At 61.2% G+C, this 26,142-nt stretch carries 27 protein-coding genes and 1 tRNA gene; 17 read left to right on the forward strand and 11 right to left on the reverse strand.

Annotated features, from left to right (window positions below; genetic code table 11):
- Positions 1–145: 145 nt before the first annotated feature.
- The gene (ettA, locus tag ABD997_RS09630; RefSeq protein WP_345316800.1) at positions 146–1,810 is read left to right on the forward strand and encodes an energy-dependent translational throttle protein EttA; all 1,665 of its coding nucleotides are present in this window, start codon (positions 146–148) and stop codon (positions 1,808–1,810) included.
- Between the two features lie 282 nt (positions 1,811–2,092).
- Here ettA and ABD997_RS09635 read toward each other — a convergent pair whose 3' ends face one another.
- Both ABD997_RS09635 and ABD997_RS09640 read right to left on the reverse strand, forming a co-directional pair.
- Complete coding sequence (locus ABD997_RS09635; RefSeq protein ID WP_345316801.1) at positions 2,093–3,865, reverse strand: pectate lyase; 1,773 nt, start codon at positions 3,863–3,865, stop codon at positions 2,093–2,095.
- A 285-nt stretch (positions 3,866–4,150) separates the two neighbouring features.
- A complete protein-coding gene (locus ABD997_RS09640) occupies positions 4,151–4,660 on the reverse strand; it encodes a zinc ribbon-containing protein (RefSeq protein ID WP_345316802.1) in 510 nt (169 codons plus the stop codon).
- 157 nt (positions 4,661–4,817) lie between these two features.
- On the opposite strand from ABD997_RS09640, the gene leuS reads away from it, so the two are divergent.
- The 14 genes from leuS (at position 4,818) to lipA (ending at position 18,688) form a co-directional block, all read left to right on the forward strand.
- Positions 4,818–7,397, forward strand: coding sequence for a leucine--tRNA ligase (gene leuS, locus ABD997_RS09645; RefSeq protein ID WP_345316803.1), 2,580 nt, complete (start codon positions 4,818–4,820; stop codon positions 7,395–7,397).
- Between the two features lie 86 nt (positions 7,398–7,483).
- On the forward strand, positions 7,484–8,005 hold the full coding sequence (locus ABD997_RS09650; protein ID WP_345316804.1) for an LPS-assembly lipoprotein LptE: 522 nt from the start codon (positions 7,484–7,486) through the stop codon (positions 8,003–8,005).
- Positions 8,002–9,045, forward strand: coding sequence for a DNA polymerase III subunit delta (gene holA / locus ABD997_RS09655; protein ID WP_345316805.1), 1,044 nt, complete (start codon positions 8,002–8,004; stop codon positions 9,043–9,045). Before ABD997_RS09650 ends, holA begins: the two co-directional genes overlap by 4 nt.
- On the forward strand, positions 9,042–9,722 hold the full coding sequence (gene nadD / locus ABD997_RS09660) for a nicotinate-nucleotide adenylyltransferase (RefSeq protein WP_345316806.1): 681 nt from the start codon (positions 9,042–9,044) through the stop codon (positions 9,720–9,722). Before holA ends, nadD begins: the two co-directional genes overlap by 4 nt.
- Before the next feature lie 38 nt (positions 9,723–9,760).
- Positions 9,761–10,090, forward strand: a complete 330-nt coding sequence (gene rsfS / locus ABD997_RS09665; protein WP_345316807.1) for a ribosome silencing factor — start codon at positions 9,761–9,763, stop codon at positions 10,088–10,090.
- Positions 10,091–10,093: 3 nt separating this feature from the next.
- Positions 10,094–10,561, forward strand: coding sequence for a 23S rRNA (pseudouridine(1915)-N(3))-methyltransferase RlmH (gene rlmH / locus ABD997_RS09670; RefSeq protein WP_345316808.1), 468 nt, complete (start codon positions 10,094–10,096; stop codon positions 10,559–10,561).
- Entirely contained in the window at positions 10,558–12,465 is a 1,908-nt protein-coding gene (gene mrdA / locus ABD997_RS09675) for a penicillin-binding protein 2 (protein WP_345316809.1), read from the forward strand. Before rlmH ends, mrdA begins: the two co-directional genes overlap by 4 nt.
- Positions 12,465–13,571: a rod shape-determining protein RodA gene (gene rodA, locus ABD997_RS09680; protein ID WP_345316810.1), complete on the forward strand. Its 1,107-nt coding sequence runs from the start codon at positions 12,465–12,467 to the stop codon at positions 13,569–13,571. The genes mrdA and rodA overlap by 1 nt, the downstream gene beginning before the upstream one ends.
- Before the next feature lie 9 nt (positions 13,572–13,580).
- Positions 13,581–14,555, forward strand: coding sequence for a lytic murein transglycosylase B (gene mltB / locus ABD997_RS09685; protein WP_345316811.1), 975 nt, complete (start codon positions 13,581–13,583; stop codon positions 14,553–14,555).
- Positions 14,542–15,363, forward strand: coding sequence for a septal ring lytic transglycosylase RlpA family protein (locus tag ABD997_RS09690; RefSeq protein ID WP_345316812.1), 822 nt, complete (start codon positions 14,542–14,544; stop codon positions 15,361–15,363). The genes mltB and ABD997_RS09690 overlap by 14 nt, the downstream gene beginning before the upstream one ends.
- Before the next feature lie 60 nt (positions 15,364–15,423).
- Positions 15,424–16,590, forward strand: a complete 1,167-nt coding sequence (locus tag ABD997_RS09695) for a serine hydrolase (RefSeq protein ID WP_345316813.1) — start codon at positions 15,424–15,426, stop codon at positions 16,588–16,590.
- Between the two features lie 141 nt (positions 16,591–16,731).
- Positions 16,732–16,995 (forward strand): DUF493 family protein YbeD, encoded by a 264-nt coding sequence (gene ybeD, locus ABD997_RS09700; protein ID WP_345316814.1) that lies wholly within the window; start codon positions 16,732–16,734, stop codon positions 16,993–16,995.
- A gap of 78 nt (positions 16,996–17,073) precedes the next feature.
- Positions 17,074–17,727: a lipoyl(octanoyl) transferase LipB gene (gene lipB / locus ABD997_RS09705; RefSeq protein ID WP_345316815.1), complete on the forward strand. Its 654-nt coding sequence runs from the start codon at positions 17,074–17,076 to the stop codon at positions 17,725–17,727.
- A complete protein-coding gene (gene lipA, locus ABD997_RS09710) occupies positions 17,720–18,688 on the forward strand; it encodes a lipoyl synthase (RefSeq protein ID WP_345316816.1) in 969 nt (322 codons plus the stop codon). The genes lipB and lipA overlap by 8 nt, the downstream gene beginning before the upstream one ends.
- Before the next feature lie 57 nt (positions 18,689–18,745).
- On the opposite strand, the gene rimI is transcribed toward lipA, so the two are convergent.
- The 5 genes from rimI to ABD997_RS09735 all read right to left on the reverse strand — a co-directional run bounded on the left by rimI (position 18,746) and on the right by ABD997_RS09735 (position 21,210).
- Positions 18,746–19,204: a ribosomal protein S18-alanine N-acetyltransferase gene (rimI, locus tag ABD997_RS09715; RefSeq protein ID WP_345316867.1), complete on the reverse strand. Its 459-nt coding sequence runs from the start codon at positions 19,202–19,204 to the stop codon at positions 18,746–18,748.
- The gene (locus tag ABD997_RS09720; protein ID WP_345316817.1) at positions 19,201–19,545 is read right to left on the reverse strand and encodes a DNA polymerase III subunit psi; all 345 of its coding nucleotides are present in this window, start codon (positions 19,543–19,545) and stop codon (positions 19,201–19,203) included. Before ABD997_RS09720 ends, rimI begins: the two co-directional genes overlap by 4 nt.
- A gap of 120 nt (positions 19,546–19,665) precedes the next feature.
- Entirely contained in the window at positions 19,666–20,637 is a 972-nt protein-coding gene (locus ABD997_RS09725) for an ADP-ribosylglycohydrolase family protein (protein WP_345316818.1), read from the reverse strand.
- 22 nt (positions 20,638–20,659) lie between these two features.
- The gene (locus ABD997_RS09730; protein WP_345316819.1) at positions 20,660–20,953 is read right to left on the reverse strand and encodes a hypothetical protein; all 294 of its coding nucleotides are present in this window, start codon (positions 20,951–20,953) and stop codon (positions 20,660–20,662) included.
- Positions 20,950–21,210, reverse strand: coding sequence for a hypothetical protein (locus ABD997_RS09735; protein WP_345316820.1), 261 nt, complete (start codon positions 21,208–21,210; stop codon positions 20,950–20,952). Before ABD997_RS09735 ends, ABD997_RS09730 begins: the two co-directional genes overlap by 4 nt.
- A gap of 99 nt (positions 21,211–21,309) precedes the next feature.
- Between ABD997_RS09735 and ABD997_RS09740 the strand changes: the two genes are divergently transcribed.
- Complete coding sequence (locus ABD997_RS09740) at positions 21,310–22,167, forward strand: helix-turn-helix transcriptional regulator (RefSeq protein ID WP_345316821.1); 858 nt, start codon at positions 21,310–21,312, stop codon at positions 22,165–22,167.
- 462 nt (positions 22,168–22,629) lie between these two features.
- The gene (locus ABD997_RS09745; protein ID WP_345316822.1) at positions 22,630–23,052 is read left to right on the forward strand and encodes a lipid-binding SYLF domain-containing protein; all 423 of its coding nucleotides are present in this window, start codon (positions 22,630–22,632) and stop codon (positions 23,050–23,052) included.
- Positions 23,053–23,289: 237 nt separating this feature from the next.
- Here ABD997_RS09745 and ABD997_RS09750 read toward each other — a convergent pair.
- The 4 genes from ABD997_RS09750 to mpl form a co-directional block, all read right to left on the reverse strand.
- Positions 23,290–23,366: transfer RNA gene (locus ABD997_RS09750), tRNA-Trp, on the reverse strand.
- A gap of 210 nt (positions 23,367–23,576) precedes the next feature.
- Positions 23,577–24,104 (reverse strand): hypoxanthine phosphoribosyltransferase, encoded by a 528-nt coding sequence (hpt, locus tag ABD997_RS09755; RefSeq protein WP_345316868.1) that lies wholly within the window; start codon positions 24,102–24,104, stop codon positions 23,577–23,579.
- Between the two features lie 19 nt (positions 24,105–24,123).
- Complete coding sequence (locus ABD997_RS09760; protein ID WP_345316823.1) at positions 24,124–24,768, reverse strand: flavin prenyltransferase UbiX; 645 nt, start codon at positions 24,766–24,768, stop codon at positions 24,124–24,126.
- Positions 24,755–26,122: a UDP-N-acetylmuramate:L-alanyl-gamma-D-glutamyl-meso-diaminopimelate ligase gene (mpl, locus tag ABD997_RS09765; protein WP_345316824.1), complete on the reverse strand. Its 1,368-nt coding sequence runs from the start codon at positions 26,120–26,122 to the stop codon at positions 24,755–24,757. Before mpl ends, ABD997_RS09760 begins: the two co-directional genes overlap by 14 nt.
- Between the last annotated feature and the right edge of the window lie 20 nt (positions 26,123–26,142).

Below are 26,142 nucleotides of genomic sequence, written 5' to 3' on the forward strand. Positions count from 1 at the left end.
CGGGGAAGAGGGGCCCGCAGCGGACGATCATACGGGTCGAGGCCCCTATCTGGGCCCAGAGTACATTGGGTCAAGATAGGGGCAGCGAAACCGTGCGGCTTGGGGTAAAATTTGCCCCCTCTTTTCGTTCAACTGCGGGTTAAAGATGGCTCAATTCATCTACAGCATGTTGCGCGTGGGCAAGGTAGTTCCGCCCAAGCGCCATATCCTTAAAGACATTTCCCTTTCCTTCTTTCCTGGCGCCAAGATCGGTGTCCTCGGCCTCAACGGTGCCGGTAAATCGACGCTGCTGAGGATCATGGCCGGCGTGGACACCGAGTATGAAGGTGAAGCCCGTCCCCAGCCCGGGATCAAGGTCGGCTACCTGCCCCAGGAGCCGCAACTGGACCTGACCAAGAGCGTACGCGAAGTGATCGAGGAGTCGGTGGCGGACGTCAAGAACGCCCTGACCCGACTGGACGAGGTCTATGCCGCCTATGCCGAGGAGGGCGCGGACTTCGATGCCCTGGCCAAGGAGCAGGGCGAGCTGGAGGCGATCATCGCTACCAAGGATGGCCACAACCTGGATAACGCCCTGGAGCGGGCCGCGGACGCCATGCGCTTGCCACCCTGGGATGCCAAGATTGAGCATCTCTCCGGGGGGGAGCGCCGCCGCGTCGCACTGTGCCGTCTGTTGCTGGATAAGCCAGACATGCTGCTGCTGGATGAGCCCACCAACCACCTGGATGCCGAGTCCGTAGCCTGGCTGGAGCGCTTCCTGGTGGAGTACAGCGGCACCGTTGTGGCGATCACTCACGACCGTTACTTCCTGGATAACGCCGCCGGCTGGATCCTGGAGCTGGACCGCGGTGAGGGGATCCCCTGGGAGGGCAACTACTCCTCCTGGCTGGAGCAGAAAGAAGCCCGCCTGGAGCAGGAAGCGGCCCAGGAGAAAGCCCACATGAAATCTATCCAGAAAGAGCTGGAGTGGGTCCGCCAAAACCCCAAGGGGCGCCAGGCCAAATCCAAGGCTCGCATGGCCCGTTTCGAGGAGCTTAACTCCGCCGATTACCAGAAGCGTAACGAGACCAACGAACTCTTCATCCCGCCGGGACCACGCCTGGGTGACAAGGTTCTGGAGGTTGCCAACCTGGGCAAAGCCTATGACGGCCGGGTGCTGATCGACGACCTCTCCTTTACCCTGCCCAAGGGCGCCATCGTGGGCATCATCGGTCCCAACGGGGCCGGTAAGTCGACCCTGTTCCGCATGCTCAGCGGCCAGGAGCAACCGGACAACGGCAGCATTACCCTGGGTGATACCGTCAAGCTGGCCTCGGTCGATCAGTTCCGTGACAGCATGGACGACAGCAAGACCGTGTTCCAGGAGGTCTCCAACGGTCAGGATATCCTCAAGATCGGCAACTTCGAGATCCCCGCCCGCTCCTACGTGGGTCGCTTTAACTTCAAAGGGTCTGATCAGCAGAAGCGGGTTGGGGAACTCTCCGGCGGTGAGCGCGGCCGGCTGCACCTGGCCAAGCTGCTGCAGACCGGTGGCAACATGCTGCTGCTGGATGAGCCCACCAACGACCTGGACGTGGAAACCCTGCGGGCTCTGGAGAACGCCCTGCTGGAGTTCCCGGGCTGCGCCATGGTGATCTCCCACGACCGCTGGTTCCTGGACCGGGTGGCCACCCACATCCTCGATTACCGGGACGAGGGCAAGGTTAACTTCTTCGAGGGCAACTTCAACGAGTACGCCGACTGGATGAAGCGTGAGCAGGGGATCGACATTACCCAGCCACACCGGGTCAAGTACAAGCGGATCGACTGATCCAGGATAAAGATATCGGTTCCGACTGGTGTCAGATACCGCGTCTCTCTCCCGTTACCAAGGCACTGGGGGCTAAGCGCCTTGAAAAACTGAGCTCTTGGGCCGAGCGACCAAGAGTCTACAGCGTGCCAGTCACGGCAGAGAGTGCGAAGCGTTGGGCAGAGTCTGGTACAACCGCTTGGACACGAAATAAGAAAACGCCGGCAGAATCTGCCGGCGTTTTTCATAAAGGGCTTTTTACCACGACAGCAAGGTTCACCGCTGTCCATGCCGGGAAGCCGCTTACTGCACCTCATCATAGAAGCTGTGCAGCCACTCCTCGAGGCGGGTATAGCCCGACTCCATCACCTCGTTGTAGTTCGCCGGGATCTCAAGCTCTCGTCGGTTCTCCTCAAGCTGCGGCCAACCACCGGCGTTGTTGCTGCAATCGATGTGAATGCGCACCTTGTCGCCACTTTCCGGCACCGTGTCCCAGCCCTGATTCAGCTTCACCGTCAGGTTGTTATCGCTGCAGCTGTAGCTCTCGATGACACGCTCCTGGCCAGCACCACTGCCTGCGTACACTTCGATGATGCGGTCCACATAGGCACTGGACTTGCTGCCGTCACAGTCCGGGATTTTTCCGGTCAAAGAGTCACTGCCGGCGCTGCTGACGCTGTAGTCCGGATAGAGGATGGTCTCGGGGCCCACACAGTTGCGGATCTCACCGCCGCCGCTGCGCACTTCGGAGACCACGCGGGCATCGACGCTGTCCCTGTCCTTCGGGCGGGCTCCGGCGTTTTGCAGCACATGCTCGAGGGTTTGTGTGGCCGGCAACACCTCCAGGCCCTCAATCCACAGCGGCGGTTCGCTGGCCTTAAAACTGTCCTGGAAGCTGCTGCTGACCTTGGCACAGGACCAGACATCGCCCCCATCCCATCCATCGCACAGGTTGTCGTGGACGTAGATCTTGCTGCCACTTCGCTTCTCATCCACCGATACCCAAGCATTGTTGCTCTGGGAGGCATTGGGCCCCTCCAGGCGGACGTTACCCACCACCGTGGTGGTTCGCACCTTACCGTCGTGCGCATCATTGTTGTCCAGCGGTGACAGCCGCATCCCCACCTGTCGTCCGTTGTAGGTGACGTTGTTGGCGGTGATGATGCTCGGCGAGGTCTCCAGCGGGTTACGATCGTCGTTGTGGGCGATCAGGTTACCCTGTACCAGCATCTTCTCGGCGGAGACCATCAAGCCCTTGGAGTGTCCCCCCTTCGGGTGCATGTTACGCCACAGCCCTTCACTGACGATGCTGTTGAGCACACTGACGTTCTTGGCGCTGTCCTTCACGGTAAAGGTTTCATCCAGCCCCCAGCTCACGGAGACATGGTCAAACACCACGTTTTCCGGACGACGGCTAGGATCATCTCCTTTGCCGATAACGTAGATCCCATCCCGGTCTCCGGGAGTTCGTCCCTGGACAGCATCGCCGGTGCGGACCCGGATATGCTGGATCAGCGCATCATGGGCCTCCCAGCGGACGGAAGCACCACGCAGGGTGATCCCCGGTGAGGGCGCAGTTTGTCCGGCGATGGTGATGTAGGGGTTGCGAACATCCAGCAAGCCGGGATCCGTCAGGTCGATGGTGCCACTGACCTCGAAGACGCAGACCCTGGGCCCGCTGGCGTCGGTGCAGGCCTTAAGGGAGCCTTCACCGCTGGCATTGAGGTTGGTCACCTTGTAAACGATGGCTTTCGGGGTGCCCTCATGGCGCCCGCTGCCCGCGGGAGTCTCCATGCCAAAGCCAACGCCACAGGGGATCACCGGCAGGGGGTCCCTCTCGCCGCATTCAATGGGATCGGGGTCTGGGCCCGGATCTGGACCTGGATCAGGACCGGGATTTAGGCCCGGATCTGGACCTGGGTCCGGTCCCGGATTCGGGCCGGGGTCGGTTGGCGGGATTTCCGGTTCACTGTTGTTATTGTCGTTATCGCCGCCGCAGGAGACCACCATCAGGGTGGACAACAGCAACAACAAAGCGAGGCGCAGCGATGGGCGCCCCTCTGAGATATGGCTCATAAACTTCCTCTCAAGACTGCTTTGCGAAGCCATAGGTATATCAACGGGGAGGTAGCGGAACAATCGGCTAACCGCAAGGCAACCTGTAGCGAAAAGATGCCACAAGGTGGCAATAAAATAGCGGTTCGAGGCGACGTGGGAGAAAGAAAGAATTGGGGATCAACCGCCTTAGCCGATCCCTCCACCGCAAGCAGCAGTGACAAACATATCGGAATTATTACGCCTCAATGCCGATAACAACGAAATAACAGTTCGACAAATTACCACCATCACGGTGGTCGAGCTTTAGGGCTCCAGGGGACGACGGGAGAAGCGCACACCATCGCATTTGGGGCAGGGAGGGATGGGGGTCGGGTGCAGAAAGGACATGCTGTGACCGCAGCTGTCACACACCAGTTCACCGAGCCCCACCACCTCGCCGGCCTCGTAACTGCCATGATGACGCAACTCCTCGCCCAGTTCATGCCACTCCAGCTGGCTGCGATCGGTGATCTCCGCCAGCCAGCGCCACATGGTGTTTTCCAGTCCCAGGGTAAAGACACTGTCCCCCTCGGTTTCAAACTGCTCCTGAGCATGGCGCTGTGCGTAGTCCGACAGGTCCCGGCGCAGAAAGGACTCCACCAGGTCCAGTTCACTCTCCGACAGCTCCTGCTCCAGAGCGGCGTAGGTTCGGCTCTGCTTAAGCACCTCATCAAGCTGCCCCAGCGTCAGGTCCGGATCCTGCCGGTAGCGCCGTTCCATATCCTTCAGCAGGAATTCATATTTGCGGATCAGCGCAGCATTATCGGTATCCATAGTGCCTCCATTAGCGTGGCCAGGGCTTGCGTGAGATTAGCTCAAAATCCGGATAACTCTGGTTGTTGCTTATCCGGCTACTGCGTTATTCTATGCAGATCTTTATGGGCCATTCCCTGCCCGAAATCAAAATTTCAAGTGGACTCCCGACGTGTCGATGCAAGAGCAATACAACCCCGCGCAGATAGAGCCCAAGGTGCAAGCGCACTGGGCCGAAAACAACACTTTCACCGCGAAAGAGGAGGCCGACAAGGAGAAGTTCTACTGCCTGTCGATGTTCCCCTACCCCAGCGGCCGGCTGCACATGGGGCATGTTCGCAACTACACCATCGGCGACGTGATCAGCCGCTACCAGCGTCTTCAGGGTAAGAATGTCATGCAGCCTATTGGCTGGGATGCCTTCGGCCTGCCGGCGGAGAACGCCGCCATTAACAATAAGACAGCGCCCGCTCCCTGGACCTACGACAACATTGAGTATATGAAGGGCCAGCTGGCGATGCTGGGCTTTGGCTATGACTGGAGCCGTGAGCTGGCCACCTGTAAGCCGGACTACTACCGCTGGGAGCAGTGGTTTTTCACCGAGCTCTACAACAAGGGCCTGGTCTATAAGAAGGTCAGCTCCGTCAACTGGTGTGAGAACGATCAAACCGTCCTCGCCAACGAGCAGGTGGTGGACGGCTGCTGCTGGCGCTGTGACACCCCGGTGATCCAGAAAGACATCCCCCAGTGGTTCGTGAAGATCACCGACTACGCCGATCAGCTGCTGGCGGATATGGACCAGCTTGACGGCTGGCCGGAGATGGTCAAAACGATGCAGCGAAACTGGATCGGTCGCTCCGAAGGGATCGAGATGACTTTTGATGTCGATGGCAGCGAGGAGTCGGTGGCGATCTACACCACCCGGCCGGACACCGTCATGGGGGTCACCTACGTTGCCGTTGCCGCGGGTCACCCCCTGGCAGAGCAGGCCGCCCGAGATAATGCCGAACTGGCTCGCTTCATCGACGAGTGCAAAAACACCAAGGTGGCGGAAGCGGAACTGGCCACCATGGAGAAGAAGGGGATGGCCACCGGCCTGCACGCTATCCACCCCCTCTCCGGCAAGAGAGTTCCGATCTTCGTCGCCAACTTCGTCCTGATGGGTTTCGGCACCGGCGCCGTGATGGCGGTACCGGCCCACGACCAGCGTGACTACGAGTTTGCCACCAAGTACGGCATCGCCATCGAACCTGTGGTCAAGCCACTGGAGGGCGAGCTGGATATCTCCGAGCAGGCCTTTACCGACAAGGGCATTCTCTTCAACTCCGGTGAGTTTGACGGACTGGACTTCGATGGCGCCCTGGCGGCGATCGCTGCCAAGCTCGACACCCTGGGCAAAGGCCACAAGACCACCAACTTCCGCCTGCGCGATTGGGGGGTTTCCCGTCAGCGTTACTGGGGGGCGCCCATCCCGATGGCGACCCTGGAAAACGGCGAAACCGTGACGGTCCCGGCGGAAGAACTGCCGGTGATCCTGCCGGAAGACGTGGTGATGGACGGCGTCACCAGCCCCATCAAGGCGGACAAAACCTGGGCACAAACCACCATCAACGGCCAGAAGGCGACCCGGGAAACCGACACTTTCGACACCTTCATGGAGTCCTCCTGGTACTACGCCCGTTACACCAGCGTCGGCACCGATGATCGCATGCTGGATCCGGCTAAGGCCAACTACTGGCTGCCAGTGGACCAATACATCGGTGGCATCGAGCACGCCAACATGCACCTGCTCTATTTCCGCTTCTTCCACAAGCTGCTGCGGGATGCCGGTCTGGTCAACTCCGACGAGCCGGCCAAGCGCCTGCTGTGTCAGGGCATGGTGCTCTGTGATGCCTTCTACTACGTTGGCGACAACGGTCAGCGGGTCTGGGTATCGCCCACCGAGGTCACCCTGGAGCGTGATGGCAAGGGCGCCATCATCAAGGCCACCGACAGCGAGGGGCGTGAGTTGGTGCACACCGGCATGACCAAGATGTCCAAGTCGAAGAACAACGGCATCGACCCCCAGGAGATGGTGGAGAAGTACGGTGCCGATACCGTGCGACTGTTTATGATGTTCGCCGCACCGCCGGAGCTGACCCTGGAGTGGCAGGAGTCCGGTGTTGAAGGGGCACACCGTTTCCTCAAACGCCTGTGGAAACTGGCCCACGAGCACATCAACAAGGGGGCCGCACCGGCACTGGACGTCGCCGCTCTGACCAACGAGCAGAAAGCCCTGCGTCGTGCCCTGCATCAAACCATCGCCAAGGTGGACGACGACTTCGGCCGCCGCCAGACCTTCAACACCGCCATTGCCGCGGTGATGGAGTTAATGAACAAGCTGGTCAAAGCGCCGCAGACCAGCGACAACGATCGCGCCTTGCTGCAGGAAGCGCTGGATGCCCTGGTGGTGATGCTCTACCCCATTATCCCGCACACCAGCTTCGTACTCTGGAGCGCCCTGGGCCACAGCGACAGCATCGACGATGCCCGCTGGCCCCAGGCGGACGCCGAGGCCATGGTGGAGGAGGAGAAGCTGATCGTGGTTCAGGTAAACGGTAAGCTGCGCGCGCGCCTTACCGTAGCCGCCGATGCCAGCAAGGAGACCGTGGAGGCCCTGGGCCTGGCGGACGCCAATGTACAGAACTTCACCGAGGGCAAGACGGTACGCAAGGTGATCTACGTACCGGGCAAGCTACTCAACATCGTCGCCAACTAAGACCATCGTAAAAAGGCACCCTCGGGTGCCTTTTTGGCCAAAGGTGATGGTGCCCGAACTCTTCGTGACAAAAAGGAAATGAGCCCTTGTTTCGACCCCTACTCTCTCTGCTGCTCTGCGCAACCCTGCTGACCGGCTGTGGCTTCCACCTGCAGGGCAGCTACCTCATCCCTGACGAACTGAACCAGATGCAGCTGCGCAGCGATGACCACTATGGCGAGCTTCATCGCCTGGTCCGCGAGCGTCTGCGTCTGCACCAGATCACCCTGGTGGAGGATGAGACCGCTCCCATGCTTCGACTGGATGATGACCGCCTCGAGCGCAGCACCCTGTCGCTGTTCCCCTCTGGCCAGGTGGCAGAATATGAACTGATCTACACGGTGCGCTTCAGCGTGATCCTGCCGGAGCAGGAGCCCCAGCGCTTCAACGTGGAGATCCGTCGGGATTACCTGGATGATCCCCGCACCGCCCTGGCCAAAACCCGGGAGCTGGAGCTGCTGCTGGAGGAGATGCGCGAGCAGGCCGCCGACCGGCTCCTCCGTACCCTGGCCACCATCCGCAACGATAAAACCTCCAACAGCCCCCAAGGGGATGACACCGCTTCATGAGGATCTTTGCCAGCCAGCTGGGTCAGCACCTCAGCGCCCTGCCCCCCGTCATCCTGGTACTGGGGGACGATATCCTGATCCGCGAAGAGTGTCGTGACACCCTTCGGCAGGCACTGTTCCAAGGTTACGGCGTGGAGGAGCGACTCTCTCTGGTTCAGGGCTCCCCCTTCGACTGGCAGGGGTTGCTGCAGGAGGCCCAGTCCCTCTCCCTGTTTGCCCAGTGCCGACTGATCGAGCTGGAACTGCCCAACCTGAAGCCCGGTAGCGACGGCAGTGCCGCCCTGGTGGAGCTGGCAGAGCGCCTGCAGGGGCAAAAGGAGACCTTCCTGCTGCTGCATGGTCCCAAGGCGGGTCGCGAACAGACCAATACCAAATGGTTCAAGGCGCTCGATAAAGTGGGCCTGCATATCCAGGCGCTGACGCCGGAAGGACGCCACTACCTGCGCTGGTTGCAGGAGCGCGCCCGGCGCCACCAGGCGCAGCTGACGCCCGACGCCCTTGAACACTTCGCCAGCCTCTTCGAGGGCAACCTTCTGGCGGCGGATCAGGCACTGGCCCAGCTGGGCCTGCTCAGCGACGGTGGCCGGATCGAGCTCCCGCTGCTGACACGGCTGCTTGAGGATCAATCCCGCTACAGCGTATTCCAGCTCACCGATGCCCTGTTGGCCGGGGCGCTGCCCCGGGGCATGAAGATGCTCAGCCAGCTTCAGCTGGAGGGCACCGCACCGACTCTGGTGAGCTGGGCCCTGAACCGGGAGTGGCAACAGTTGGGCCGGCTCGCCGCCGCCCGCCAGCAGGGACAGCCCCTGCCCCAGGCGATGAAGCAGGAGAAGATCTGGGAGAAGCGCCAGGGGCTCTACCGGGACGCGATGCAGCGACTCGACGATGCCCAGATCCGCAACGCCCTGGCTGCCCTTGGCGCGCTGGAGCGGGCGATCAAGCAGGCGGGGGCCGATGAACAGAGCCAATGGCTGGCCCTGGCGGACCTTTGCGCCCGCTTCGATGGCCGCTACCGGCCGTTGATGGAGGCCCTGTCATGACCGCTGTTCAGGGGCGCCCCCTCGGGATCTTCGGTGGCACCTTTGACCCTGTCCACAACGGCCACCTCCGCTGCGCCTACGAGGTGGGCCAGACGCTGGATTTCGAACAGGTGCTGATGCTGCCCAACCGGCTTCCGCCTCACAAGGCCACTCCGGGGGTCAGCCCCGAACATCGACTGGCGATGGTCAACGCGGCCATTGAGGGGGTTCCCGGCCTGGTGGTGGATGATCGCGAGCTTAACCGGGAGGATCTCTCCTTTACCGTCGACACCCTGGAAAGCCTCCGGGCAGAGCGCCCCCGTCAGCCCCTCTGTTTCATTGTCGGCATGGACTCCCTGCTGGGGTTCCACCGCTGGCACCGACCGGAGCGCATCCTTGAGCTGGCCCACCTGGTGGTGTGCCATCGCCCGGGGCACCCGCTGGCGTCCGACAGCCCCGCCGCCCCCTGGCTGGCCCGGCACCGGCTACAAAGCCCTCGTCAGCTGCATCAGCAGCTCGGTGGCGGGATCTTGCTGACGCCGGTCACGCCGCTGGAGATCGCCTCCAGCACCCTGCGACACCAGCTGAAACAAGGGCTGCTCCCCCACTACCTGATGCCACCGGCGGTACTGGCCTATATCGAGCAGCATCGGCTCTATCCGCGCGACGATGGTGGCGGCGCGGACAAATCGCTATAATACGCCGCTTTGTGATTCTCCTGACTGAGGTAAATTCGGTGCAAGCTTCCGAACTGAAAGACTTTGTGATTGAAAAAATTGAAGATATGAAGGGCCGCGATATCGTGGTCATGGATGTCTCTGACCGCAGCGACGTGACCGACTACATGGTTGTCTGTACCGGCACCTCCAAAACCCACGTCCGCTCCATCGCCGAAAACGTTTACGTTGAAGCGAAAGATTCTGGCCACGCCCCGCTGGGGATGGAAGGAAAGGACGCCGGCGAATGGGCCCTGGTGGATCTCTCCTCGGTGATCGTTCACGTCATGCAGCAACAGACCCGTGACCTTTACCAGCTGGAGAAGCTCTGGGCCGCCCGCCCGGAATAAGCAATGAAGCTGAGACTGATCGCCGTTGGCACCAAGATGCCTGCCTGGGTAAGCGCAGGTTTCAACGAGTACCAACGTCGTTTCCCCCGCGATCTGCCACTGCAACTGGTGGAGATCCCGGCGGGAAAGCGCGGTAAAAATGCAGATATCGCCCGGATCCTCGAGAAGGAGGGAGAGGCGATGTTGGCGGCGGCGCAGGGATGCCGTATTGTCACCCTGGATATCCCCGGAAAACCCTGGGATACCCCGCAACTGGCACGGCAGATGGAGCGTTGGCAGATGGATGGTCGCGATGTCGCAATTCTCATTGGCGGCCCTGAGGGGCTGGCCCCCGCCTGTAAGCAGGCGGCGGAGCAGAGCTGGTCCCTGTCCAACCTGACCCTGCCCCACCCCCTGGTGCGGATCCTGATGGCAGAGAGTCTCTACCGGGCCTGGAGTATCAATAATAATCACCCCTATCACCGCGAATGAAACGCTTTAAGAAACGGGTCGCCTTCCGAGATCACGCCGCCGAAGCGGCGCTGTTTTCCCGCCGTGCCATCGTCGGCTTCGCCCTGGTGATCGGCCTGATGGTGGTGCTGCTGGTCAACCTCTACTCGATCCAGATCCACAATCACGCCGACTACCAGACCCGCTCAAACGACAACCGTATTCGGCTTATCCCGGTGGCCCCCAATCGCGGCCTCATCTACGATCGCCACGGTGCCTTGCTAGCAGACAACCGGCCAGTCTACTCCCTGGAGGTGATCCCGGAGCGGGTGAAAGATCTCACCGCTCAGCTTGATGCGATCTCGGAGATCCTGCCGCTGCCGCCAGAGCGGCGAGCGCAGTTGGAGGAGCGGCTGAAGACTGCCCGCCGTTTCCGTCCCCAGACGGTAATTGCCCAGCTCACCGAAGCCCAGGTCGCCACCTTCAGCGTCAACCAGCATCGCTTCCCCGGCTTCTCAGTGCAGGCGGGATTGAAACGCTTCTACCCCCACGGCGCCAGCCTCACCCACGTATTGGGTTACGTTTCCCGCATCAACGACAGCGATCAGGAGCGGATCGAGCAGGAGGGTGAGCGGGCCCGTTACGCCGCTAGCCGCAACATCGGTAAGCAGGGGATCGAACGATTCTACGAGCGCCAGCTGCACGGTGAGCCCGGGATGCAGGAGGTGGAGGTCAACAACCGTGGCCGAATCGTTCGAACTGTGAGTGCTACCGCGCCCACCTCCGGCCAGGATCTCTACCTGACCCTGGATCTCGGCCTGCAGAAACACGCGGAAAGACTGTTAGACGGTCGACGCGGCGCCGTGGTGGCGATGGATCCCCGCGATGGCGGGATCCTGGCGCTGGTCTCCAGCCCCAGCTACGACCCCAACCTCTTCGTCTCCGGGATCTCCGGCGGTGACTACAACCGCCTGCTCAACGACAAGAACCGGCCGCTGATCAATCGCGCCACCCAGGGGCAATACGCCCCCGCCTCCACGGTGAAGCCACACCTGGCCCTGCTGGGACTGGAGAAGGGACACATCACGGCGAAAACCAAGATCTGGGATCCCGGCTGGTGGCAGATCCCCGGCGTAGACCGTCGCTACCGGGACTGGAAGCGGTGGGGCCATGGCTGGGTCGACCTCAATATGGCGATCGCCCACTCCTGCGACCCCTACTTCTACGATCTGGCTTACAAGACCGGCATCAACGACATCAGCCAGTTCATGTATCAGTTCGGTTTCGGACAGAGCACCGGCGTGGATATCCTGGAGGAGGCCGTTGGCAACATGCCGACCCGGGACTGGAAGCGGATCCGTTACAAGGAGCCCTGGTACATCGGCGACACCATCTCTGTGGGGATCGGCCAGGGCTACTGGACCGCAACGCCGCTCCAGCTGGCGCTCTCCACCACCATCCTCGCCAACAGTGGCGAGCGCTTCGTGCCCCACTTCCTCAAGGCCCTGGGGAAGGATGATGAGCGGGAGGATCAGTTGCCCGAGCAGCGTCCGCCGATGGAGCTTAAGCGCCCGGAAGCCTGGAAGCAGGTCCAACATGCGATGTACCTGACCGCGCACCAACGCGGTGGCAGCGGCTATCGCCAGTTTAACGATGCCCCCTACACCTCCGCAGTCAAGACGGGTACCGGCCAGGTCTTCGGACTGGCGGAGGACGCCGACTACGATGACGAATCGGTGTCGGAGCACCTGCGGGACAATGCCCTTTTCGTGGGCTATGCCCCCTACGATGCACCGGAGATCGTCATCGCCATCGTACTGGAGAACGCAGGCTGGGGGGGCGCCAACGCCGGCCCCGTAGCCCGCGCCATGTTTGATTACTACCTGGATCCCGACTATGTCGCTCCCTGGGATCAACCGCCGGTCGAGAGTGAGGAAGCGGAATAATGTCCAAAGTGATCCAGCGTCCCAACCTGTGGACGCGCCTGCACCTTGACCTGCCCCTGCTGTTCGGCCTGCTGCTGCTGATGGGGTTCGGTATGCTGGTGCTCTACAGCGCCAGTGGCGAGAGTGCCGCCATGTTGGAGCGCCAGCTGGTGCGGGTCACCCTAGGGTTGCTGGTGATGTTCGTGCTGGCCCAGCTCAACCCCGAATTCTACCGGCGCTGGGCGCTGCCGATCTTTATCCTCGGGATCGGTCTGCTGGTGATGGTGAGCCTGTTCGGTGAAGTGAACAAGGGCGCCAGACGCTGGCTCAACCTGGGGTTCATGGAGTTCCAGCCGTCGGAGCTGATGAAACTGGCGTTCCCCCTGATGATGGCCTGGTACATCAGCCAGTTTCCTCTGCCACCACGTAAGCGCTACCTCTTTGGCGGTGCCCTGATCCTGCTGGTGCCTACCCTGCTGATCGCCTCCCAACCGGATCTGGGCACCTCCATTCTGGTCGCCTCCTCCGGCGTTTTCGTGCTCTTTCTCTCCGGCATGAGCTGGGCAGTGATCGGCGTCTGTGCCCTGCTTCTGCTGAGCTTCCTGCCGGTGCTCTGGTTCTTCCTGATGAAGGATTACCAGCGCACCCGGGTTCTGACCCTGCTGGATCCGGAGAAGGATCCCCTCGGCGCCGGCTATCACATCATTCAATCCAAGATCGCCATCGGCAGCGGCGGACTGGAGGGTAAGGGGTGGCTGCAGGGCACCCAATCACAGCTGGACTTCCTGCCAGAACGCCACACCGACTTCATCTTTGCCGTCCTCGGCGAGGAGTTTGGCTTTGTCGGCATCCTGCTGCTGATGGCCCTCTACCTGTTCATCATCGGCCGGGGCCTGGTGATCGCCAGTCAGGCACAAACCGCCTTTTCCCGTTTGGTGGCTGGTTCCCTGACCCTGACCTTTTTTGTTTACCTTTTCGTTAATGTCGGCATGGTTTCCGGCTTGCTGCCGGTGGTGGGGGTTCCCCTGCCACTGATCAGTTACGGCGGTACATCAATGCTGACATTGATGGCTGGCTTTGGCATCCTCATGGCCATCCATACCCATCGACGTTTTATTTCACGCTAGGGACACACTATGCGCTTTATCCGTAAGGGATTACTCTGCCTCCTGCTCAGTGGCGGCGCCTTGGCCAACAATGCAGAGACCGAGTTCGTTAGCCAATGGCAGGCCGAGGGGCTCGACCGCGCCTACCTGGAGCAGGCCCTTGAACTGGCCCAGAAAGACCAGGCGGTCATCGACGCGATCACCCGCCCCTGGGAAGCCAAACCCTGGTACCAGTACTACCCCCTGTTCCTGACCGAGAAGCGACTGGCCGCGGGCCTCGCCTTCTGGCAGGAGCATGAAGCGCTGCTGGAGCAGGCCTACCAACGCTTCGGGGTGGAGCCTGAGATCGTGGTTTCGATCATCGGCATCGAGACCTTCTACGGCGGCTACCTGGGCAACTACTCAGTGCTGGATGCCCTCTACACCCTGGGCTTCCACTACCCGCCGCGACAGACCTTCTTCCGCAAAGAGCTGGGACACTTCCTGCAACTGGCCCAACAGCAGGGCTGGTCGCTGACCGAACCCAAAGGCTCCTACGCCGGCGCCATGGGCCTGGGGCAGTTTATCCCCTCCTCCTACCAGGCCTACGCCGTTGACTTTGACGGCGATGGGCAACGGGATCTCTTCACCAACCCGGCGGATGCCATCGGCTCAGTGGCGAACTACTTTGCCCGCCACCGCTGGCAGGCGGGGGAGTCGGTCGCCAGCCCCCTGACATTGGCGGACGGCGCACTGGACGACGCCCTACTGTGGGACGGTAAACCGCTTCGCCACAGTACCGAGATTCTTCAACAGCAGGGGGCCAGACTGCCCGCCAACACCAGCGGCCCAGTTGGGGTGGTGCGGCTTGAGGTCGACGAGGCGCAGTTCCAGTACCAGCTGGTGCACCCGAACTTTTACGCCATCACCCGCTACAACCGCAGTCCCCTCTATGCGATGGCGGTGTGGCAGTTCAGCCAGCAGTTGAAGCAGGGGATGCACGAGGCGGGCGATGAAAGCCAGTAAGTCGGTTGCCGGCCTGGCTCTACTGACGCTCTGGGGGTGCAGCAGCACCCCTCCTCCGGAGCCTGAGAGCCGCTACCAGATGAAGCAAGACCGGCCACCAGCGCAGGCACCGGACCTGAGCCACCTTGAGCCGCTTCAGCCGCGCTATGAACCCCTGAGCCGGGGCGGGAACCGGGACTACCAGGTGTGGGGGATCCACTACGAAGTGCTGGACAGCGCAGAGGGCTACATCAAGGAGGGGATTGCCTCCTGGTACGGTGCCAAATTTCATGGTCACCTCACCTCCAACGGTGAGACCTATGACATGTACAGCTTCTCCGCCGCCCATCGCAGTCTCCCCCTGCCCACCTATGCCCGGGTCACCAACCTTGAAAATGATAAATCGCTGATCGTGCGTATCAATGACCGAGGCCCTTTCCATCCGGACCGGGAGATCGATCTCTCCTACGCCGCGGCCTGGCACCTGGGTGTGCTCAAAAGCGGTACCGCCCGGGTGCGGGTGGAGGCGATCCACCTGGCGCCGGAGCCAACCCCGCGGCCCCCCGAGCCCAGTGAGACGTTCTACATCCAGCTGGCCGCCAGTACGGACAGAAGCAACGTTGATCGGCTAAAACGGCAGATCCAGGGAGAAACTTCCCTTCCAGCACGGGTGACTCTGCAGGACAGCTTGTATAAACTCCAGCTAGGTCCCTTTGCCGACCGTCAGGAGAGCCAGCGTTGGCTGGAGACCCTGAAGGCATCCGGCTACAACCAGGCTTTCACCGTCACGGCCCCGACCCTATCGCCCGCGAAATCGAGTGCGCGCTGAATCAGCCGACGCACCCCGCGATAGCCACGCCGTCATCATCAGGAAACCGTTCACAACGACATGAATTTGATCAAACGCACCTTCGCCACCCTAACCACTGTCCTCGCCTGCGCCAGTGCGTCCGCTTCCCCCATGGTGATCCCCAACGCCCCTACCGTTGCCGCCGGCTCCTATGTGCTGATGGATTACAACACCGGGCGGATCCTTGCGGAGAACAACGCCAACGAGCAGCGGGCCCCGGCCAGCCTCACCAAGTTAATGACCTCCTACGTCCTCGGCCAAGAGGTCAACAGTGGCAACGCCGCCCTGGAGGACATGGTGACCGTCTCCGAAAAAGCCTGGGCCAAGAACTTTCCCGGCTCCTCGGTGATGTGGATCGAGGTCGGCACCCAGGTCAAGCTGGAGGATCTCTACCGCGGTATGGTGATCCAATCCGGTAACGATGCCTGTGTCGCCATCGCTGAGCATATCGCCGGCACCGAGTCCGCCTACACGGATCTGATGAATGCCTGGGCCGCCAAGCTGGGGATGCAGAGTACCCACTTTGCCAACAGCCACGGCCTCGACGCATCGGACCAACTCACCTCCGCCTACGACATGGCCCTGCTGGGCCAGGCGATCGTTCGCGATATCCCGGAGCACTACCACCTCTACTCGGAGCGTGAGTTCACCTATAACAACATCCGCCAGCACAACCGTAACGGCCTGCTGTGGGACCGCAGTCTCAATGTAGATGGCCTCAAAACCGGTTATACCAGCAACGCCGGCTACAGCCTGGTCAGTTCTGCCACCCGCGGTGACATGCGCCTGATCGCCGTGGTGATGGGCACCAAGAGCCCCCAGGCCCGCGAAGCGGAAAGCAAGAAACTGCTTAACTACGGTTTCCGTTTCTTCGAGACCGTCACCCCCTACAAGGCCGGTGAGGAGTTCGTTGCCGAGCCGCTCTATTACGGCAACAAGCCGGAGGTAAAACTCGGGGTACTGGAAGACACACCGGTCACGATCTACCGTGGCCAGGCGGACCAGCTCAAGGCGGATTTCCAACTGGACCAGGAGCTCAAGGCCCCCCTGTACCGGGGTGATCGGGTCGGAACCCTCTACTTCAAGCTGGACGGCCAGGACATCGCCACCTATCCGCTGACGGTGTTGGAAGATGTCGAAGAGGGCAGCTGGTTCTCCAAGCTGCTGGATTACCTGAAGCTGCTGTTTCTCTCCTTCTTCAACTGAATCAGCCACTTCACTTGGTAACCCTGGGGCGGTCTTCGGACCGCCCCAGCTTCGTTGGGGCCGCGGCCCCAGTCGGGGCTTGAATTTTGATATAATCACCCCCAATTTACGGCCATCTGACGTTTTGCCGGAGTAAGTAAGATGCAAACCAAATTTGATGAACTGCTGGATTTTCCCTGCGCCTTTCCGTTTAAAGTGCTGGGTGTTGCCCATGAGACCCTGTCGGATCGGGTAGTGGAAGTGCTGCAGCGCCACGCCCCTGGTGACTACACCCCGACCCAGAAGCCCTCCTCCAAGGGCACCTATCTGTCAGTCACTGTGACCTGCACCGTTACCAGCAAGGAGCATGTTGAACTGCTCTACACCGAGCTGGCAAAAATTGATGGAGTTCGAGGGGTCCTTTAAAAGTGTGATCTCTCTGGCATTGGGTCAGACCATCGGTATAATGCTGACAACCCTATTTCAGCCAAGAGCGGTTTTCATTTGGTTGCCAGCACCCTCATCATTCGACATCTCGGACGCCAGCCCTACGAACCGGTCTGGCGCGCCATGCAAGCCTTCACCGATCAACGCGACGACAGCTGTGCCGACGAGCTATGGCTGGTGGAGCACGATCCTGTCTTCACTCAGGGCCAGGCCGGCAAGGCGGAGCATCTGCTCGCACCCGGCGAGATCCCGGTGGTGCAGGTGGATAGAGGGGGCCAGATCACCTACCACGGTCCTGGTCAGCTGGTGGCCTACCCGCTGCTGAACCTAAAGCGCCATAAACTGGGGGTGCGCCAGCTGGTGACCGAAATTGAGCAGAGCCTCATTGAGCTGCTGTCGCACCATGAGATCATCGCCCAAGCCCGTCCTGATGCCCCCGGCGTCTATGTCGAAGGGCGCAAGGTGGCGTCACTGGGACTGCGGATCCGCAAAGGGTGCTCCTTCCATGGTCTGGCACTCAACGTGGATATGGATCTCGCCCCCTTCCTGCGCATCAACCCCTGCGGCTATGCCGGAATGGAGATGGTGCAGACCAGGGCTCTCGGCGGGCCGGACACGGTCGAACAGGCGGGCCGGGAGCTTATCGATATCATGGTCAACCGCCTCGGTTATGAGCACGTACAACAAGTAGAGGGAATGCCCCATGTCTGAATCCCCCGTACGCCTGCAGCCAGGCGTCAAGCTGCGCGACGCCGACAAGGTGGCGCGGATCCCGGTCAAAGTCGTGCCCAGCAACCGCGATGAGATGCTGCGCAAGCCGGACTGGCTCAAGATCAAGCTGCCGCCGACCAGCGAGCGCATCGATGAAGTGAAGAGTGCGATGCGCAAGCATGGCCTGCACTCCGTCTGTGAGGAGGCCTCCTGCCCCAACCTGTCGGAGTGCTTCCACCACGGAACCGCCACCTTCATGATCCTCGGGGCGATCTGCACCCGCCGCTGCCCCTTCTGTGACGTGGCCCATGGCCGTCCGCTGAAGCCGGACCCCCAGGAGCCGGTCAAGCTGGCCCGCACCATCCGGGATATGAAGCTGAAGTACGTGGTGATTACCTCGGTGGACCGGGATGACCTCCGTGACGGTGGCGCCCAGCACTTTGCCGACTGCATCCGCGAGATCCGTGCCCTCAATCCCCACATCAAGATCGAGATCCTGGTGCCGGACTTCCGCGGTCGCATCGACCGAGCGCTGGAGATCCTCAAGGATACGCCGCCGGATGTGCTCAACCACAACCTGGAAACCGCACCGCGCCTCTACCGGATGGCCCGTCCTGGCGCCAGCTACCAGTGGTCCCTGGAACTGCTGAAGAAGTTCAAGCAGCAGCACCCGGATGTGCCCACCAAGTCCGGGCTGATGATGGGGCTGGGGGAGACCAACGAGGAGATCCGCTCGGTACTGGACGACCTGCGCGCCCACGACGTGGAGATGCTGACCCTGGGGCAGTACCTGCAGCCGAGCCGCCACCACCTGCCGGTGAAGCGCTACGTGCCGCCAGCGGAGTTCGACGAGCTCAAGGCGTATGCCCATGAGATAGGCTTCGCCCACGCGGCCTGCGGCCCACTGGTTCGCTCCAGCTACCATGCGGATCTGCAGGCGCAGGGCAAGGAAGTGAAGTAGCCCCTGCCCGATCAAGAAAGGCCCCATCTGGGGCCTTTCCTGTATCTGCAGCGGGGGTTAATCCAGTGCCTGGGACATCAGGACCGCGTCCTCCCGCCCGGCGCCCCCCGGGTAGTAGCCTTTGCGTCGGCCATCCTCCTGAAACCCCAGTTTCCGGTAGAGCCCTACCGCCGCGGCGTTGCCGGCGCGTACCTCCAGGTAGCAGAACCGTGCGCCCCGCGCCCTGGCCGATTCCAGGCCCCGCTCCAGCAGGGCACGTCCCAAGCCGCTTCCCTGCCTCGTTGGCACAACACAGAGATTCATCAGGGTCACCTCATCGAGCACCTGCTGAAACAGGCAAAACCCCAGCGCTCCCCCATCCTCCACCAACAACACTTCACCCCAGTAGGGCGGTTGCAGCGAGGAAGCTAACGTCTCCCGACTCCAGGGGTAAGGGTGGGCGGAACGCTCCACTTCGTAGAGTCGATCCAGCCGTTCGGGGGAGAGCCAATCGGTGCCCAGGGGGGCGAAGGTCACTGCCAACGCTGTAACCCCTGCCAGAGACGCCGCTTCGCTTCGACGCTGCCACAGAGCTCCGACAGCGGCAGTGAGCGCAACTCTGTTGCGGTCGCAACCCGGTATTGATCCAGGTGCCAGCGGCGCTTGGCTCTGGCCTCGTCGGCACTGGTCACCACCACACACTGCGCAGGCTCAATCGCCAGGTAGCGCAACACGTCGCGCACCAGCGGGTGCGCAAGGGGATCTTCGGCGTCGGTCACCAACGCCAGTTCAGCCAGCGGTTGAACACGGCGGTAAGGGGTAACGCCCATCTGCTGCAGCGCAGCCACCTGGCGGGGAGAGAGGAGAGAGTCGGTCATCGCCATAGGGTATCACAAGGAACCCGGCGGGCGAGGCAGCCAAGGGGGAAATCCCCTAACGCGAGCCGACCTAACCCCCTGCTGCCAACGTCGGCGCGCTCTGACGACTCCGGTACCGCATCAGGCGCCGTGTTGCATGATGGGCTGACTCTCGTTTGCACGGGCTGGCCCGTCGCAAAGCTGCACCGCCAACCTCTCTATCCGCTCACGCCAGGCCAACCGGTCGAGCCAGGCGTTTGGCAGGGCCGAGCGTCCATAATAGGTGCCGGCCAGTTGCCCGAAGATGGCAGCCGTCGTATCCGCGTCATCGCCGAGATTAGCCGCCAGCAGCGCGCCTTCGCGGAAGCCGTCGCTGTGCGTGAAACACCACAACGCCGCCTCCAACGACTGCACCACGTAACCGGTGCCGAAGATCTCGCTGCGCGCCTTGTCCCGGTAATCGCCATTGGCGATGGCCTGGATCTCCGGATGCCAGTCCTGCCGCACGGCCTCCAGCTCGGGGCTGGGCCGAAACAACAGCGCTGATTTGTCCGGCCGGGTGCCGGCATTGAGCAATCGGTGCAGGAGGTAGGTCATCAACTCGCAGGCAGCGATGGCCCGCGGCTCGGCATGGGTAGTGATGCTGCAAAGTCGCGCAGCATTCAGGGCCGTCGCCAGATCCGACCCATGATGGAACAGCGCCACCGGCGCCAGCCGCATCAGGCTGCCGTTACCGGCACTCCACTCCCCGTCGCTGCCCGCCATCGGGTTGCCGTCCGCCTCGAAGCGGTTCAGCGCCTGGGCCACGGTAGTGCCGATATCGAAACACTCGCCGGTACAGGAGTTTTCCCCTTGACGATACCAGCGCAGATAACGATGCATCTGGTCGGCGAGATCGTTGCGCCCGGTTTCCACCAGGCTCTGAGCTAAACAGAGCGCCATGGCGGTGTCGTCGGTCCACTGGCCGGGCGCTAACCGGAAGGGCCCGCCGCCCACCAGATCCGTCAGATGCGCATAGCTGTCCTTAGGCTGGAACTCCAAAGTGGTGCCCAGCGCATCCCCGAGCGCCAGCCCCAGCAGCGCCCCTTGTGCCTTGTCATACCGTTGTTCCATCACGATTCCCTCTCCCTTTCCATTATCGCCGCACCCGGTAGATGGCCGTCACCCGCCCCCCCTGCACCTCCATGATCACCGCCTGACCGTTGCGGCGATGAAAGTGGTAGCGGCTAAGGGCGATGCCGCCCTCCGGGTACTCCAGTTGTTCAATAAAGTTCGGACGACCGCAGAGACTGAACAGTATCCCGGTGTCATCGCCCACCTTGATGAGCGAGGTGGAGCTGCAGCGGTACGCGGGTACCCGCCACTCCACGGCACAGAGCGAGGGCACCACCCACAGCCCCAGCAACGCGACTTTGCAGACGAGTTTCATCGGCGATCCCTCCTAAAGTGTCTGTAGCGGTGCCCGACAGTCACCACCTCGCCCCCATCAAGCACCAGGTAGTGGCGTCGAAACCGTTCTGGGATCCGACTTATGCAGCGTTTCGCCCTCTGCCAGGCTCCCTTGCCAAAGAACACCACTTCACGGCCCCGATGAAAATCGGACTGCCCAAAGGCGAGCAGCAGTTCGATGGAGGCCATTGGGATGGCCCGCTGCTGCATGCGCTGGTGTGCATGGGGTGTCAACATGATGCGCTCCTTCGATTCCGTGGTGATAGACAAAGCATATGTAGCCAATGTATACATGTCATTACTGGCTACATAAACATGTCCACTGATCGAGCAGATATGCACAACACCGATATCAAACTGGACCTCCAACTGCGCTTTCGCCTGATTGAGATCATCGCGCAGTGGGAGGGGCGATTGACCACCAACCACCTCTGCCAGGCCTTTGGCATCGGTCGTCAGCAGGCATCGAAGGACATCAACCACTACCTGAAGGCGTTTGCCCGGGGCGGACTCGAGTACGACCGCAGCCTGAAAGGGTACAAGCCCACCGATCAGTTTCGCCCCCAGTTTTGTCAGGGGCACGCTCATGAATACCTGCAACTGCTGGATCGACACGATGATCTTGGCGGGGTGTTGTCGTTCCTGAGCCTCAAACTGGGAGGCACCGAGGTGCTGGACGTGCCCTCACGCCATGTGGATCCACAGGTGGTCCGCACTCTGGTTCAGGCTGCCCGGGAGGGGTTGGCGGTGGAGGTGCACTACGACTCGCTCAGTTCGGTAGCGCCTGCGGATGACCCCACCCGTCTAATCCATCCACACACCCTGGTGTTCAACGGCGTTCGCTGGCATGTCCGGGCCTGGTGCGAGAAAAACCAGGCCTTCCGGGACTTCGTGATCAGCCGCTTTCGCGGCCCGGCTTCGCTGGATGACAGCCGCCCCCGGATCCGAAAAGCGGACGATCGGGAGTGGCAGCAGAGCGTGACCTGCACCTTGATCCCAAACCCGCGGCTCAGCCAGCGACAGAAGGAGGTGATCGCCAGGGACAACGGCATGGATCTGGATACCCTGTCACTGCCGCTGACTGTCCCTAAAGCGCTCCTGCCCTACTACCTAAAACGGATGGACGTGGCCCACCCCTATAATCCGCTGCTGGAGGATTTCTATCAGCAGGTGGTAGTCAAGACCCAAGCGTAGCGGCCACCCATATTGCCTCTATCCCTCCTAAACCGGGCGGGCCTCGGAAGCACAGACAAAGAACGATTTTGTCAGCTGAAACCGCCGACTAAAGCTTTCCGTTGCCGGAAGGAAGGTCCATCAGGGCAACTTGCCCGGTGTTACCAGAGACGGGGTAAAAACTGGTTTTGAGTAACAGCCGTAACCAGCTCGTTGCCGGCATCGAGCCAGGCTGTAGCAATACCACACCACCCTGCCCTTGCCGCTTTTCCAATCCACGCACTTTGCTTATATTCGCCGCATCTTAGATATGGGGCATTGAAAATCGTGCGTTTTAAAACACTTGTAGCCGTTGCGGCAACACTCGGATTAACCGCTTGCGCCACAGGGAACACCCCTGAAGCGAAAAAAAACAATACAGAGAAAGAGACCCAGGCGGCGCTGGCAAAAATTTATGAGCAACATCCAGCGGCCCGAACCACGGTGAATCAATCGGTCGGCCATGTGGTTTGCACCGGCAGCAACAGCTACCTGTTCGCCCTCTCCACGGGAGGTGGCGTCTGCTTGCTGACCGACGGCGGTCACAAATCCTACTACCGCTTCGCCACTGCCGGTGCCGGTGCCGGGATCGGCTGGAAGCAGGTGGCTTTTGTTCAGGCGTTCATGAATCGCGATGCCCTCAAGCGCTTCAAAGAAGCCGGCTATGAGGGCCAGGCGCAGGCGGAAGCCAGTGCGAAATATGAGGAGAAAGGTGACCAGGCCTCGGCCAATCAGTCCGTGGACATCAAAGGTGTAAAAACCTATCAAGTTAACCTGATGGGCGCCGCAGCACAGGCAACCGTGCAGGGTTACAAGTACTGGGAAACCGACTTCAGCGAAGACTTCATGCAAAATGCCGAGAAGTAATTCCTAAGCCATGGATCCTGGACGAGTTCCAGCATCCAGAAGCCTTTTATTAAGCCGCTGAATAGCGGCTTTTTATTTGACTTTAAATCGTGGCCAGCAAGGAAGATTGGACTTTACCGGCGACGAAACAGCCTCATAGGGGAGAGAAAACACCACAGTTTTACCGCCCAAAGCGCACCATCAACGGAAAAAAGACACAAAAAAGCCCGCTTATTCAGCGGGCTTTCTCGCTAGAGATGGCAGGGGCAGAGGGATTCGAACCCCCAACACCCGGATTTGGAATCCGGTGCTCTACCAATTGGAGCTATGCCCCTAGCGAACGAGTGAGGATTATAAGGAAGCCGGCCTAAAGGTAAAGCGCTTTTTCCCTAAAAACATCCGACTGAGCAGATATCCAGCAACCTGGCGCCCAGTGGCGATACGGCATGCCGAGTTCGGCAAGGAGGGTTCGGTCCTGAAACCCAAACGGGGCGCCAGAGTGGCGCCCCGTTCCGGGAGTAAAGCTCAGACCAGCTTGACGGGCTTTAGGCCGGAACCACCTTGGCGATGTAGGGCAGCTGACGGTAACGCTCGGCGTAATCCAGGCCGTAGCCCACCACGAACTCATCGGGGATCGCTATGCCAACGTAATCCACCGGCACATCCACGACGCGACGGGAGGGCTTATCGAGGAAGGTGACGATCTTGATGCTGGCCGGATGGCGAGTCATCAGCAGCTCCCGGACTTTCGACAGGGTACGGCCGGTGTCGATGATGTCTTCCACCAGCATCACATGCCTGCCATGGATGTTGTTGGCCAGATCCATCACGATCTTCACCTCGCCGGAGGATTCGGTGCCACCGCCGTAAGAGGAGGCGGTCATGAAGTCCATACGGACGTCACAGGTCAGGCGACGGGCCAGATCGGACATAAAGACTACAGAGCCCTTGAGCAGACCCACCAGCAACAGGTTGTCGACGTCGGCATAGTCACGGTTGATCACCTCTGCCAGCGCATCCAGTTTGGCATTGATCTCATCCTGAGAGATCATCTCCTCCAGGGTGTGCTTCATCAATTCAGTCATCTGCTTTTCAGCCTTGGTTATGTTCAGGTTTGGAGTTTTGGCCATAGCCCCAGCGGGCCATCAGCCGATGTTCGATATTCAGGTGATCCAGGATCCGGGCGACCATGAAATCCACCAGATCCTCGATACGCTTTGGTTCGTGGTAGAACCCCGGTGACGCCGGCATGATGGTGGCTCCCATCTGGGTCAGCGTCAGCATATGCTGCAGGTGAATGGCGTTGTAGGGACTCTCCCTCGGCACCAGCAGCAGTTGGCCACGCTCCTTCAACACCACGTCCGCCGCGCGTTCAATCAGAGTATTGCTCATTCCGGTAGCCACCGCCGCCAGAGTGCCTGTTGAACAGGGACAGATCACCATGCGTCGTGGGGCCCCGGAACCGGACGCCACCGGCGAAAACCATTCCGTCTTGCCATACACCTTCAGCTGCTCCGCCCGAGCGCTGAAACGCTGGGCCAGGATCCGCTCACAAGCCTCCGGTGCTGCAGGCAGTTTCAGCCCCTCCTCCTCGGCAAACACCACCCGTGCGGCGGAGGAGATCATCAGGTGAACCCGGAGGCCGGAGTGTAACAGACACGCCAGCAGGCGCAGAGCATAGGGGGCGCCAGAGGCCCCGGTGATCGCCAAAGTGATGGCTTCATCACGCTGCGGCATAGGTCGCCTCCAGCTGAGACAGCAACAGATCGTGGATCCCACCGAAACCGCCGTTGCTCATCACCACCACCACGTCACCGGGCTCTACCGCCGCCAGGACCAGTTCCGCCAGCGTGGCCACATTTGAGGCCAGGGTGACCGGGATCGGCGCTTCGGCCATAGCCGCTGCCAGATCCCATGCCAGTTCATCGGGCCTGAGCATAAAGGCGGCATCCGCCTGTGCCAGAGACGGCGCCAGGGTGTCGCTGTGAACCCCCTGCTTCATGGTGTTGGATCGTGGTTCCAGCACCGCCAGGATACGACCGCTTCCCTGCTTCGCCCTCAAGCCCGCCAGGGTGGTGGCGATGGCGGTCGGGTGGTGGGCGAAATCGTCGTAGAGGCGGATCCCGGCAACCTCACCACGCAGCTCCAGACGTCGCTTGGGCCCGGCAAAGCGGGCCAGGCTAGTGATGCCGTCTGCCGGCCGGACGCCGACATGTCGGGCAGCGGCCAGGGCCGCGAGGGCATTACTGATGTTGTGATCGCCAATCAGGTCCCAGCGGACCTCCCCCTGCACTTCGCCCTGGAACAGAACCTCGAAGTGGCTGCCCTCCTCGTTGAGCTTGCGGGTCTGCCAGCCCGCTTCACTCTCCAGCGGCACGGCTTCACTCCAGCACCCCATCGCCAAGGTTTCCGACACCGCATCGACGCCGTCCGGGTAAAGGATCTGGCCGCTGGCAGGCACCGTGCGGATCAGGTGGTGGAACTGGCGCTGGATATCGGCCAGGGAATCGAAGATATCGGCATGATCAAACTCGAGATTGTTGATCACCAGAGTCCGGGGGCGGTAGTGCACGAACTTGGAGCGCTTATCGAAAAAGGCGCTATCATATTCATCCGCCTCCACCACGAAGAAGGGCGTCTCCCCCATGCGGGCGGAAACCCCAAACTCTCTCGGCACGCCACCGATCAGAAACCCAGGGGCCAGCTGGTTATCCTCCAGCAGCCAGGCCAGCATCGAGGCGGTCGTGGTCTTGCCATGGGTACCGGACACCGCCAGCACCCACCGCTCCTTGAGGATGTGATCCGCCAGGAACTGGGGACCAGAAGTGTAACTGATGCCGCGGTCCAGCACCGCTTCGACGCAGGGATTGCCCCGGCTCATGGCGTTGCCTATCACCACCAGATCCGGCGCAGGATCCAGCTGACCGGGATCGTAACCCTCGATCAGTCCTATCCCCTGCTGCTCAAGCTGGGTGCTCATCGGTGGGTAGACATTGAGATCCGAACCGGTGACCCGGTGGCCCGCGGAGCGCGCCAACAGCGCAATGCCCCCCATGAAGGTGCCGCAGATCCCGAGAATGTGGATATGCATAGAAAATCCGTGCGTCTCGA

This window comes from Ferrimonas gelatinilytica (assembly GCF_039544205.1).
Lineage (GTDB): Bacteria > Pseudomonadota > Gammaproteobacteria > Enterobacterales > Shewanellaceae > Ferrimonas > Ferrimonas gelatinilytica.

Excerpts from the sequence above, each read along its gene's own strand:
- ettA (WP_345316800.1), top strand. The coding sequence starts at position 146 with ATGGCTCAATTCATCTACAGCATGTTGCGCGTGGGCAAGGTAGTTCCG.
- ABD997_RS09635 (WP_345316801.1), bottom strand. The coding sequence starts at position 3,865 with ATGAGCCATATCTCAGAGGGGCGCCCATCGCTGCGCCTCGCTTTGTTG.
- ABD997_RS09640 (WP_345316802.1), bottom strand. The coding sequence starts at position 4,660 with ATGGATACCGATAATGCTGCGCTGATCCGCAAATATGAATTCCTGCTG.
- leuS (WP_345316803.1), top strand. The coding sequence starts at position 4,818 with ATGCAAGAGCAATACAACCCCGCGCAGATAGAGCCCAAGGTGCAAGCG.
- holA (WP_345316805.1), top strand. The coding sequence starts at position 8,002 with ATGAGGATCTTTGCCAGCCAGCTGGGTCAGCACCTCAGCGCCCTGCCC.
- nadD (WP_345316806.1), top strand. The coding sequence starts at position 9,042 with ATGACCGCTGTTCAGGGGCGCCCCCTCGGGATCTTCGGTGGCACCTTT.
- rlmH (WP_345316808.1), top strand. The coding sequence starts at position 10,094 with ATGAAGCTGAGACTGATCGCCGTTGGCACCAAGATGCCTGCCTGGGTA.
- mrdA (WP_345316809.1), top strand. The coding sequence starts at position 10,558 with ATGAAACGCTTTAAGAAACGGGTCGCCTTCCGAGATCACGCCGCCGAA.
- rodA (WP_345316810.1), top strand. The coding sequence starts at position 12,465 with ATGTCCAAAGTGATCCAGCGTCCCAACCTGTGGACGCGCCTGCACCTT.
- mltB (WP_345316811.1), top strand. The coding sequence starts at position 13,581 with ATGCGCTTTATCCGTAAGGGATTACTCTGCCTCCTGCTCAGTGGCGGC.
- ABD997_RS09690 (WP_345316812.1), top strand. The coding sequence starts at position 14,542 with ATGAAAGCCAGTAAGTCGGTTGCCGGCCTGGCTCTACTGACGCTCTGG.
- ABD997_RS09695 (WP_345316813.1), top strand. The coding sequence starts at position 15,424 with ATGAATTTGATCAAACGCACCTTCGCCACCCTAACCACTGTCCTCGCC.
- ybeD (WP_345316814.1), top strand. The coding sequence starts at position 16,732 with ATGCAAACCAAATTTGATGAACTGCTGGATTTTCCCTGCGCCTTTCCG.
- lipA (WP_345316816.1), top strand. The coding sequence starts at position 17,720 with ATGTCTGAATCCCCCGTACGCCTGCAGCCAGGCGTCAAGCTGCGCGAC.
- ABD997_RS09720 (WP_345316817.1), bottom strand. The coding sequence starts at position 19,545 with ATGACCGACTCTCTCCTCTCTCCCCGCCAGGTGGCTGCGCTGCAGCAG.
- ABD997_RS09725 (WP_345316818.1), bottom strand. The coding sequence starts at position 20,637 with ATGGAACAACGGTATGACAAGGCACAAGGGGCGCTGCTGGGGCTGGCG.
- ABD997_RS09730 (WP_345316819.1), bottom strand. The coding sequence starts at position 20,953 with ATGAAACTCGTCTGCAAAGTCGCGTTGCTGGGGCTGTGGGTGGTGCCC.
- ABD997_RS09735 (WP_345316820.1), bottom strand. The coding sequence starts at position 21,210 with ATGTTGACACCCCATGCACACCAGCGCATGCAGCAGCGGGCCATCCCA.
- ABD997_RS09740 (WP_345316821.1), top strand. The coding sequence starts at position 21,310 with ATGCACAACACCGATATCAAACTGGACCTCCAACTGCGCTTTCGCCTG.
- hpt (WP_345316868.1), bottom strand. The coding sequence starts at position 24,104 with ATGAAGCACACCCTGGAGGAGATGATCTCTCAGGATGAGATCAATGCC.
- ABD997_RS09760 (WP_345316823.1), bottom strand. The coding sequence starts at position 24,768 with ATGCCGCAGCGTGATGAAGCCATCACTTTGGCGATCACCGGGGCCTCT.
- mpl (WP_345316824.1), bottom strand. The coding sequence starts at position 26,122 with ATGCATATCCACATTCTCGGGATCTGCGGCACCTTCATGGGGGGCATT.